Origin of the sequence: Lewinella sp., assembly GCF_050633125.1 — a bacterium.
Taxonomy (GTDB): Bacteria; Bacteroidota; Bacteroidia; order Chitinophagales; family Saprospiraceae; genus Lewinella.
Window position 1 is genome coordinate 1 of sequence record NZ_JBOEFX010000175.1, and the last position, 10,506, is coordinate 10,506.

The 10,506-nt window shown below is 44.0% G+C and carries 9 protein-coding genes; 5 read left to right on the forward strand and 4 right to left on the reverse strand.

Translation table 11 applies throughout. The features are described 5' to 3' along the window. Positions 1–210: 210 nt before the first annotated feature. Positions 211–675, reverse strand: a complete 465-nt coding sequence (locus ACRBG0_RS27015) for a hypothetical protein (RefSeq protein ID WP_431489945.1) — start codon at positions 673–675, stop codon at positions 211–213. Between the two features lie 189 nt (positions 676–864). Between ACRBG0_RS27015 and ACRBG0_RS27020 the strand changes: the two genes are divergently transcribed. Further along, positions 865–1,551 (forward strand): hypothetical protein, encoded by a 687-nt coding sequence (locus ACRBG0_RS27020; protein WP_431489946.1) that lies wholly within the window; start codon positions 865–867, stop codon positions 1,549–1,551. A 261-nt stretch (positions 1,552–1,812) separates the two neighbouring features. Beyond that, positions 1,813–2,745 carry a T9SS type A sorting domain-containing protein gene (locus ACRBG0_RS27025; protein WP_431489947.1) on the forward strand — a complete coding sequence of 311 codons (933 nt, stop codon included), beginning with the start codon at positions 1,813–1,815 and terminating at the stop codon, positions 2,743–2,745. Positions 2,746–2,794: 49 nt separating this feature from the next. On the opposite strand, the gene rnr is transcribed toward ACRBG0_RS27025, so the two are convergent. After that, positions 2,795–5,092 (reverse strand): ribonuclease R, encoded by a 2,298-nt coding sequence (rnr, locus tag ACRBG0_RS27030; RefSeq protein WP_431489948.1) that lies wholly within the window; start codon positions 5,090–5,092, stop codon positions 2,795–2,797. A gap of 431 nt (positions 5,093–5,523) precedes the next feature. After that, positions 5,524–6,030, reverse strand: a complete 507-nt coding sequence (locus ACRBG0_RS27035) for a hypothetical protein (RefSeq protein ID WP_431489949.1) — start codon at positions 6,028–6,030, stop codon at positions 5,524–5,526. A gap of 264 nt (positions 6,031–6,294) precedes the next feature. Between ACRBG0_RS27035 and ACRBG0_RS27040 the strand changes: the two genes are divergently transcribed. The 3 genes from ACRBG0_RS27040 (at position 6,295) to ACRBG0_RS27050 (ending at position 9,870) form a co-directional block, all read left to right on the forward strand. Further along, positions 6,295–6,987, forward strand: a complete 693-nt coding sequence (locus ACRBG0_RS27040; protein ID WP_431489950.1) for a succinate dehydrogenase cytochrome b subunit — start codon at positions 6,295–6,297, stop codon at positions 6,985–6,987. Positions 6,988–7,018: 31 nt separating this feature from the next. Beyond that, positions 7,019–9,019 carry a fumarate reductase/succinate dehydrogenase flavoprotein subunit gene (locus ACRBG0_RS27045; protein ID WP_431489951.1) on the forward strand — a complete coding sequence of 667 codons (2,001 nt, stop codon included), beginning with the start codon at positions 7,019–7,021 and terminating at the stop codon, positions 9,017–9,019. Positions 9,020–9,114: 95 nt separating this feature from the next. Beyond that, entirely contained in the window at positions 9,115–9,870 is a 756-nt protein-coding gene (locus ACRBG0_RS27050) for a succinate dehydrogenase/fumarate reductase iron-sulfur subunit (protein ID WP_431489952.1), read from the forward strand. A 189-nt stretch (positions 9,871–10,059) separates the two neighbouring features. On the opposite strand, the gene ACRBG0_RS27055 is transcribed toward ACRBG0_RS27050, so the two are convergent. Further along, the gene (locus ACRBG0_RS27055) at positions 10,060–10,335 is read right to left on the reverse strand and encodes a CBU_0592 family membrane protein (RefSeq protein ID WP_431489953.1); all 276 of its coding nucleotides are present in this window, start codon (positions 10,333–10,335) and stop codon (positions 10,060–10,062) included. Between the last annotated feature and the right edge of the window lie 171 nt (positions 10,336–10,506).

Sequence of the window (10,506 nt, forward strand, 5' to 3'; positions counted from 1 at the left end):
ACGACCTCGGATGAGGTCGCACGATGGAAAATATAGCCCTCCACTTTGATTCGTTCGGCCCTGTCATCTAATAGGAATTGATATTCGACCTCCTCCGAGGTCGTTTTAACTCCAACATACATGGTTCTACCGATATTTGACCTCTACCGAGGTCAAGACACATAAATGTGTCCCAACCGTAGAGTGCGATCAGACAATCAGCTCCCCATCCTAAAGCGCCTCCATCACCTCAATAATTCGAGCCTTATAATCTAAAATACCCTGCGTCTGATCAACATCATCCGTATCAATCTGCCAAGTAGTAACCGTGCCATTCCTTTTCAAGGACAAATAGAAGCCGCCTTGGTCTACACAATCCGGGCAACCAAAAATCCTTTGATCCGTTTCCAAAAGTTCTTCAGGGAACTCATCAGAAAGCACTTCTGCTATTTGAAACTGCGCAGTGCCTAATGGTGTAGTCTGGAAATCGTCCGTTTCTGGGAAACCGTACTCCAGGTCATCAGCAAACAACTCTCCCCCTTGCAACTTATAGACTGTGATACAATTGCCGAAACATTCAAACCCATAGCGGCCAAAGATCAAATAGTCTTCCACGCTATTGGTAGTGACTTGTTCATCGTCATCACAAGTACTAAGAAAAAAAAGAGGGAAACAGCAAAGGATTAAGTACTTCATTGGTGTTTTTTATCGTCAGAGACATTTTTTCTAGTTAGACGTAAAGGCTAGTCATCAAGGTTGGGTAGGAAGAAAAACCTAGTCATTCGTATAAATACATTCATGCAGTATTGCGCAAAAAACGAAGGTTCAGTTTATTTTTGTGCTGTCTCCTGCACCATTCAGTATCCAGCTATTACCTTTGCCCGCATGCAACTCCACAAACTTAAAGACTATCTCGGGCAATACGCCGAATCACTAGGTAGCCGTGCAGCGGAAAAACGCCTTCACTACTGGGAAAGCCAAGCAATTTGGCAAAAAAACTGGGATAGTGATGCTACAGACTTCGCCCAGATGTACGACCAATCTTTGCAAAACAGTACCACTCGCCGACTCTGGAAAAGAGAAGCCTACGACCCCAAACGGATGCTCCTTGCGTTCATAGCGATGGACCCTTACTTCGTCCATAGCATGTTTTCTGACCTTTTCAATGAAGACAAAGAGGCCCACGCTCGTGTTGACCGCTTTGTCTTTTACTGTGATCAATTGCTTCAGCAATACCGACAGCAATATCCTGCAAAAACCGATAACAGCCACTACCATGACGATGGTTATGGAATGATCTCTCTTTATCTGAGCTTTCGCTATCCCACCCTACACGCTCCTTACAACGCCGACAGACAAATAAGACTTCTCCAAAAACTAGGTGCAGCTAACATTCCTCTAGCGGGAGATTTCCCCCGCCACATCAAATTGATGCGAACCTTGCAAAACTTCATCAACAAAGAACAAACACTACTGGAGCGCCACCAAGCACGGCTACGGCCTGAGCACTATCAGGAAGAAAGCCTTTTGCTGGCCTTTGATTTTGGGTGCTTTATCGTAGAGACTGACTAAAATTATTTCATAGAAAAGAAAAAAACAATCTCCCCCGGGCAGCGTATTTGCCACTAATGGAGTCTTATCTACAAATAGGATCATAATCTTCTATAGATTATAAGAATATTTGCTGCTGATAAAGCAAACTACTCTCAAAAAACAACGCCCGCTGTCGGATCATATCCACAGCGGGCGTTTGTATTTATTTGCTTAAATTAGATTTGATCTTCGCCAAGTTTGACGAAATAGTCGCCAAGTCTTTATCTAAAACGCAGCTCCATGAAAAGACCTCTCTTTCTGTTATTCACTCTCCATGTATTTGGTTATACTTTCCTCTCCGCTCAAATAGAATTTGCGCCCGTAGGCTCGACGTATTACTATTGGGCGGAATACCAAAACAGTAACGAAGGTCCTTTTTTCCCTTATATCATTACCATGAATGTCCTAAGTGATACCATCATTGAAGGGCAAAGCTGCCGCAAACTTGGCGGAGCTGATTTGAGCTGGCGATGCGGAGAAGATGGTGTTACTTACAACTACATTTACGAAGAAGATGGGCAAGTATATCACTGGAACAGACACGTATCCAGCTTCGAACTGCTTTACGATTTCAATAAAAACGCGGGAGAATCCTGGCAGGTTCCTTCTTTTTGTGGTGATTTGGAGGAACAAGATTGCCCAACAGATACCTTTTCCGTCGTCGTTGATTCTATCTCTTACGTAGAGATTAACAACGTTTCCCTGAAAGTACAACACGTTTCTTTAGAAAGTGAAAATTTAGGTGGATCGGGCTTCACCATATACGAAGGAATAGGCTGCATTAATCACTTCTATTACTGGAAAGACGAATATTGCTTCACTATTCACGATTACTTTAGAGGGCTGAGGTGCTTCGACTCTCCCATTGATGGCTCTTTCCCTTTTTTCATGGACGATGGACAGTGTGATATGATTGTAGCCGTAAAGCAAGAGCCAAGGACTCCTGAAGTAAGTACATACCCCAATCCATTTGTAGACGAAGTTGTCGTTGTAGCAGAAGGGATGTTTTCAGTAGCGCTATACGATCTCCTGGGGCAGCAGTTATTGGTACAAAAAAACGTTTATCAGAAAACAACCCTGGATTTAAAAGTCTATCTCCCCGGCACCTACTTTATCAGTATTCAGCGGGGAGATAGTCGTTTAGTTCACAAAGTAATTAAGCAGAAAAGGTAATTGCACAAGGTGCTTAGCAAAAGTACAGAAGCTTAAATAGCCAATAAACCTACTTCCTGCGATTCCCCGTCCGACGACGGCCTTTATCATTCTTTTTATCTGACTTCCGAGGAAACGATGGCTTATTTTTCGGCCTTCCGGAAAAAGTGCCTATTTCTTCCGGTTTTCGCTTGGGCCCCTCGACCAAAGCCATCTCTATACGACGACGTTTGATATCCGCTTCAAGCACCTTTACCCGTATTTCGTCGCCCATTCTGATTTGTTGCCCATCGTGACGACCATGGATACTCAGGCGGCCATCTCCCATATCATAAGGCTGGTCCATGTTGTCGTAGGTAATCATTCCTTCACAATGGCTTTCTGTCAATTCAACAAACACACCAAAATCGGCAATACCATTTACAACGCCGGCAAACTCTTCGCCAACGTGTTTTTCCATAAACTCTACCTGCTTGTATTTAATACTTTCTCGCTCGGCATCAGTGGCTCGGCGTTCTTGGTTGGAAATGTGCTTACATTTCTCTTCCAATTCATTGCCATTAACAATATGCATACTACCCTTGGGCAGATTCAGCTCTAAAATACGGTGAGTAAGCACATCACTATAACGGCGAATAGGTGAAGTAAAATGGCTATAGTACTCAAAACCTAAACCATAATGACCAATATTATTGGTGGTATAAACAGCTTTTGCCATGGTCCGGATCGCTAATGGTGCCAACATTTTCAATGCGGGGTCCGTTTCGGCCCGGGTAATCAGCATATTGTAAGACTTGGCTATAGCTTCGGAAGTACTCACGTCCATTTCAAAGCCAAGGGCTTTGGCAAACAATGATAATTCCAATGCTTTGTCTGGATCTGGTTCATCGTGTACTCGATAGACAAACGGGATGACCTTGTTCCTTGCTTTCTCCTTTTTACCAATAAAACCTGCTACCTCACGGTTGGCCAACAACATAAAGTCTTCGACCAGCATGTGGGCATCTTTACGCTCTTTGACGTACACCTCCAAGGGAGTACCATCTTCATCCAAGCGGAAGCGTACTTCCTCTGAAGCAAAATCTATAGAACCATGCTTAAAGCGGCGCTCGCGCAGCTTTTTGGCAACATTATTCAACAACTGCAATTCTTCTGGATGGTCGCCTTCACCGGATTCTAAAACCTCTTGGGCTTCTTCGTAAGTAAAGCGGCGATCCGAATGGATAATCGCTTTACCAAACCAACGACGTACCACTTTCATTTCTTTATCAAAAACGAAGGCCGCCGAAAACGTTAACTTATCCTCATGAGGGCGAAGAGAACACAACTCATTAGAAATTTTCTCAGGCAGCATTGGGCAAACCCGATCTACCAGATAAACCGAAGTAGAACGCTTATAAGCCTCATTATCCAATGCTGTTTTAGGCTGAACATAGTGACTCACATCCGCAATATGTACGCCAATTTCAAACTGCCCATCCTCTAATTTCCGATACGATAAAGCATCATCAAAATCCTTCGCAGTCAAAGGATCAATCGTGAAGGTGAGGGTATCACGGAAATCACGACGCTTTGTTATTTCTTCTTCCGTAATCTCTGTACTCAGCTCTTCTGACTCCTTAACTACCTCCGGTGGGAAATCAATATTAAAGCCGTTATTAATCAAGATCGCTTGCATATCCAGGCTACTACTACCCGGTGCCCCCAATACAGAAGTGATAATCCCTTTGGGACGCGAGGTACGACTGTTCACTTCCGCATCTTCGTTCAGTTTTACGACAACCATGTCGCCATTTTCAGCAGTCTGAATATCCTCGAGGTCTACGGCAATTTCCATGGTTTGATTCCCTTCAATGGCTACAATACCAAAACGAGGGAATAGCTGCAAAATGCCCACAAAGTGCTCGGTAGCTCTTTGTAATACCTCCAGCACTTCGCCTTCTGCTTTATGCCGCCCTCTGGGCTTCCAGTAACGGATCTTTACTTTATCTCCATTGAGGGCGTTCTTTACATTTTTAGGAGAGACATATATATCCTCCTCTCTACCTTCGATCACGATATAGGCTGCCCCAGAACGCGTCATATCTACCTTACCTTCAGCGGTTTTCTGATCACTTTCAGCCACGTATTCACGGTTTATTTGGTATTTGAATTTATCCTTTGCATACAATGCATTGTCGGCTACCAGTTGTTCGATAGCATACTGAACGGCATCCTTGTTGTTCGTAATCTTAAGCTTGGCAATAACCTGGCGGGGATTGTACTGTTTGCCGGGGTGGCGTTGAAAAAGTCTTAATACTGCGCGTTGTAAGTCTTTGGCACTTAATTTTCTGCCTTTAATTTTTGGTTTCTTTTTATTTTTACTCATGTTGTTTTTTCGTCTAAATCAGTTGCGACAGGTAGCATAATTATTTATTCTAACTTCCGGCATACCTTAGGCTGGCACCTGGTACTTTGCTATAAATTCGCACAACGGTAAGCTAAGGAAATATTCGCTCGTAAGCAACTGTAATTGGAACCGGCCAGAAGAAGAGAATGTTCTAAGAAGTGGCCGATTTGGGGGATTAATATTTAATAGGGTTCATATGTTTACATCAAGTAAACGATTCGTAAGTAAGAATAGTTCCACTTCGCGGATAATAATTAAATATCGCCAAGCTGGGAGAATCTATTTGGAAGCATTCCATCTGCGCTAGGGATGAGAGCCAGGCCCCAACGGGGCAGACCGACGCAGGAGGGCCGAGTGAATAACGAGTGGCGGACAGCCCGCCCCCGCTCCTGCGGGGAAGCGCCCAAAAACTACAACTCCACAATCTTACCTTCTTCTGTAATCTGAAAACGGTTGGCCGTACTATTGGCAGCCGTGTACTCCTCTTTTACCAACTGGCTTTGTCCAGAAACCAAATAAAGCAATAAATCTTCCTGAATAGCGGCCATAGTCTGGGTCAACTCCATTCCATCGTAGGTTGTTCCGGCGATCACCTTTTCCGCAATCAGGTTACCTCTCGTATCAAACGTAAACAGCTTGTATTCATAATTCAACAAGCCTGCTTTCCAGTAAACGATCGCGTGATAATTCTTCGATGTTGGCAAAGCAAAACAAGCGATATATTCCGTTACCTCATCCGTCTCCTCTTCGCCCTCTAGCGGGAGAATATATTCCGCAATAATCGCACCGGGAATAGGGTCATTCTCTTTACTGAAAAGCATGTGCGTATCCTCTCCCAGTGTAAACGGCAGTTCTACTGGCGGAAAACAATTCAAAAACTCTTCAAAACTCGGCTTATTTGTTACTTCCTTCGCCATTGATTATTATTGAAATGCACCAGAACACTAATCATGCGTCTGTTTTTGCGGCGCAAAAGTACGATTTTTCACCGCATTTAAGGCAGAAAAATTCAATACCAATACTCACTAGCTAGAATAGTTCTAAATAAGACAAACACTTGCCATCCTAGCTAACTACACTTATGGAAAAACGCTTATAAAATGTAGATTTGTAGTCATTGACTTAAATATCCATTCTTCTTTTAAACTATAGTTGCCCTAGGCAAACGAAAAACGAAAAACATGAGTTGGTTTACGCAATTTCTAACCTCTTCCATCGGACGCAAACTCCTGATGAGCCTCACTGGGCTTTTCTTGATTGTGTTTCTGTTGGTCCATTTACTTGGCAATCTCCAATTACTGGCCAGTGATGGAGGCGAAAGCTTCAATGTTTACGCCAAGTTTATGACCACCAATCCATTGATTAAGTTTACCTCTTATGGATTGTATTTCTTCATCGTACTACATGCTGTTCAAGGACTTGCCATCTGGAGTAAAAACCGGACAGCCCGTGGTAGCCAAGGGTATGCTGTAAAAGTTACCAGAGCTGTAAACACCAATGGCCCTATCGCTAAAAGCATGGGCTGGTTGGGGACAATTATCCTCATTTTTCTGCTTTTACACATGTACCAATTTTGGCTGCAAATGAAAATGGGTGCAGTGGACATGGTCAGTTATGGCGACGGTGAGCAAGTAAAGGATCTCTATACTTTGGTTATGACTGCTTTTGCAGACCCTCTCTATGTAGTTATCTATGTAGCTAGTATGATTGTTATTGCGTTCCACCTGTGGCATGGTTTCCAAAGTGCCTTCCAAACTTTAGGCATCAACCACAAAAAGTACACGCCGTTCATTCAACTGGTAGGCAAGGTTTATTCTATTCTCATTCCATTAGGTTTTGCGATGATTCCTATCCTGATGTACCTTAATCAATAACCCTGCACTAGCAAATAATAAAATCAACAATATGAAACTCGAAAATAAAGTGCCACCAGGTGAGTTGAGCGAAAAATGGACGAAGTACCGCTCTACCATGCCTTTGGTTGCTCCAAATAATAAGCGTCGTCTTGATATCATTGTTGTAGGTACCGGATTAGCTGGTAGCGCTGCTGCTGCCACCTTTGGCGAATTAGGCTACAACGTTAAGGCCTTCACCTTCCACGACAGTCCTCGTCGGGCTCACTCTATTGCTGCCCAGGGAGGAATCAATGCCGCTAAGAATTACCAGAATGACGGTGACAGTGTTTACCGCTTGTTCTATGATACGATCAAAGGAGGAGATTACCGCTCTCGGGAGGCCAACGTACACCGTTTAGCAGAAGTGAGCCGTAATATCATTGACCAGGCTGTAGCCCAAGGCGTGCCTTTTGCTCGTGAATATGGTGGTTTATTGGCCAACCGTTCTTTTGGCGGCGTGCAAGTAAGCCGTACTTTTTATGCGCGTGGCCAAACTGGGCAGCAGTTGCTATTGGGAGCCTACCAATCCTTGAGCCGCCAGGTATCACTAGGTAACGTGGAGCTTTTCAATCGCCATGAAATGGTAGATTTGGTAAAAGTAGATGGGAAAGCTCGTGGTATTATTGCGCGTAACCTCCTCACTGGCGAGTTGGAACGTCATGCGGCACACGCTGTCGTTTTGTGTACCGGTGGTTATGGTAACGTCTTTTACCTGAGTACCAATGCCATGATGTGTAATACATCTGCTGCCTGGCGTTCTGTTCGGCGAGGAGCCTTGATGGCCAACCCTTGCTTTACACAAATTCACCCTACTTGTATCCCTGTTTCTGGCGAGTATCAGTCTAAACTGACGTTGATGTCTGAATCACTGCGGAACGATGGCCGGGTATGGGTACCCAAAAAGCAAGAAGATGCAAAGGCTATCCGTGAGGGCAAAAAGCGTGGTGATGATATCCCTGAAGATGATCGTGATTACTACCTCGAGCGTCGCTATCCTGCTTTTGGTAACCTTGTACCTCGCGATGTAGCGAGCCGGGCAGCCAAAGTAGCTTGTGATGAGGGTCTCGGAGTAGCACCAACCGGCCTTGCGGTATTCCTCGATTTTGAGGATGCAATTACACGCTACGGGCATTCTAAAGCCAAGAGTAGCGGGGAAGAAAATGCCAGCGCAGCCCGTGTACGTGAACTGGGCGTAGAAGTGATCGAAGAAAAGTACGGCAACTTGTTTGAGATGTACGAAAAGATCACAGGCGAGAATCCTTACCAAACGCCAATGAAGATTTACCCAGCAGTACACTACACCATGGGTGGCCTGTGGGTAGATTACAACCTGGAAACTAACGTCCCTGGCCTCTTTGCTGCCGGTGAAGCCAACTTCTCTGATCACGGTGCCAACCGCCTGGGAGCATCCGCATTGATGCAAGGACTTGCAGATGGCTACTTTGTCATTCCTTATACTATTGGCGATTTTCTTAGTAAAGAGATTCGCACCCCTCACTTTGATGAAAACGCTGAAGAATTCCAAAAGGCTGAAAGCGACGTACGCGAACGGATCAACACCTTATTGAATATCCAAGGTGCTCAGTCTGTCGAGAGCTTCCACCGCCGTTTGGGGCAAATCATGTGGGATTACTGTGGTATGTCTCGTAATGCAGAAGGACTCAACAAAGGGATCAAATTGATTCGTGAGCTTCAGGAGGAATTCTACAAAGATGTTTTTGTACCAGGTACCAATGATGAGTACAATCCGGAATTGGAAAAAGCACTACGAGTAGCTGACTTCCTGGAATTGGGTGAAACCATGATGTTCGATGCACTTAATCGCAACGAAAGCTGTGGTGGTCACTTCCGCGAAGAGTATCAAACTGCTGAAGGAGAAGCACTGCGGCGCGATGAGGAGTACACCTACGTATCTGCGTGGGAGTTTACTGAGCGTGGTAAAGATCCAGTTCTCCATAAGGAGGAATTGACCTTTGAAAACGTAGAGCTGAAAACCCGATCCTATAAGTAATTAAATGCAAAGGTTGGAAAACATGTAAGGGTGTAAATGTATGCTAACTTTTAGCTTCTTACGAATTTCTAACAATTGCATCTAAAACAAAGAAAATGAAACTAACATTAAAAATATGGCGTCAACCCAACGTCAACACTAAAGGTAAGTTTGTCACTTATCAAATGGACAATGTGACGGAACACATGTCTTTTCTGGAAATGCTGGATGTCTTAAACGAAGATCTTGTTCAAAAAAGAGAAGAGCCTGTCGTTTTTGAACACGATTGTAGGGAAGGTATCTGCGGTACGTGTAACCTGGTCATTAATGGCCACCCCCACGGGAAAAACCACAGAACCACAACCTGCCAACTACACATGCGTCACTTCAAAGATGGAGAGACCGTTGTGATTGAGCCTTACCGTGCATCCGCTTTTCCTATACTTAAGGATCTTGCAGTTGATCGTTCTTCCTTGGATAAAATTATCCAAGCTGGGGGCTATATTTCTATCAATACTGGCCAGGCACAGGATGCCAACTCGATTGCTATTGAAAAAGGACAGGCTTCGCTTGCTATGGATGCTGCCGAATGTATTGGCTGTGGTGCTTGTGTTGCTGCTTGTCCTAATGCCTCAGCAATGCTTTTTGTAAGTGCGAAAGTAAGCCATCTGGCCCAATTGCCACAGGGTAAGGTCGAAGCTGCTCGCCGTGCTCAACGCATGGTAACCGTCATGGATGAAGAAGGATTTGGTATGTGTTCCAATGTCACTGCTTGTGAAGCGGAATGCCCCAAAGGGATTTCAGTAACCAATATCGCCCGTCTAAATCGGGAGTATTTAAGCAGTGCTTTGACTTCTACCGGAGAAGCGTAACTTTATAACTATAGGGGAAACACTGATCATTTTTTTCCATATTATAGGATACCAAAAGGCCGATACTTAACTGTAAGTATCGGCCTTGTTTTTTTAAAAACAGTATATTACCTATATAATTATCGTTCAAAATGCTTTCCGAATCGATACTTAACTAAATGGAGAATAGTTCATAATGGCCATATCACCTCAACTTTTCACAATTTCCAATGCGTTAGCTCCTTTCTCCTTACGGCTAGCTTGTAACATATTGACACCTGCAATAATGACCCAAACAATATTCAGGGCACTAGAAGGATATGCTCCCAAGAATATCGTATTAATGATCAATAATCCACCACCAGCAAAGTTCATGGCCTGGTACCATAATGATTGTGCTGCCAAATAATTAAAGCTATTGAGGAGATAAGCTAAAATCAATAAGGCCGACCCCAGCCAGCCAAAGGTTTCAATCAGTATTTCCATTAGAGTCGTTTTTTTTACAAAGCTAGACAAGATAATTTAGGATGGAAGGAGATTTCCCTCTGTAAACGATCGAAAGCCCCATCGGGTTTTCCGTGCTGAGGCTAGCTTATATAAAAGGAGAGCTATGAATTGGGGTTGATAGCGATTGAAGGTTAGTAAAACAGGAGAAGG

Coding starts and splice junctions, on each gene's coding strand:
- ACRBG0_RS27015 (WP_431489945.1), bottom strand. CDS start 675: ATGAAGTACTTAATCCTTTGCTGTTTCCCTCTTTTTTTTCTTAGTACT.
- ACRBG0_RS27020 (WP_431489946.1), top strand. CDS start 865: ATGCAACTCCACAAACTTAAAGACTATCTCGGGCAATACGCCGAATCA.
- ACRBG0_RS27025 (WP_431489947.1), top strand. CDS start 1,813: ATGAAAAGACCTCTCTTTCTGTTATTCACTCTCCATGTATTTGGTTAT.
- rnr (WP_431489948.1), bottom strand. CDS start 5,092: ATGAGTAAAAATAAAAAGAAACCAAAAATTAAAGGCAGAAAATTAAGT.
- ACRBG0_RS27035 (WP_431489949.1), bottom strand. CDS start 6,030: ATGGCGAAGGAAGTAACAAATAAGCCGAGTTTTGAAGAGTTTTTGAAT.
- ACRBG0_RS27040 (WP_431489950.1), top strand. CDS start 6,295: ATGAGTTGGTTTACGCAATTTCTAACCTCTTCCATCGGACGCAAACTC.
- ACRBG0_RS27045 (WP_431489951.1), top strand. CDS start 7,019: ATGAAACTCGAAAATAAAGTGCCACCAGGTGAGTTGAGCGAAAAATGG.
- ACRBG0_RS27050 (WP_431489952.1), top strand. CDS start 9,115: ATGAAACTAACATTAAAAATATGGCGTCAACCCAACGTCAACACTAAA.
- ACRBG0_RS27055 (WP_431489953.1), bottom strand. CDS start 10,335: ATGGAAATACTGATTGAAACCTTTGGCTGGCTGGGGTCGGCCTTATTG.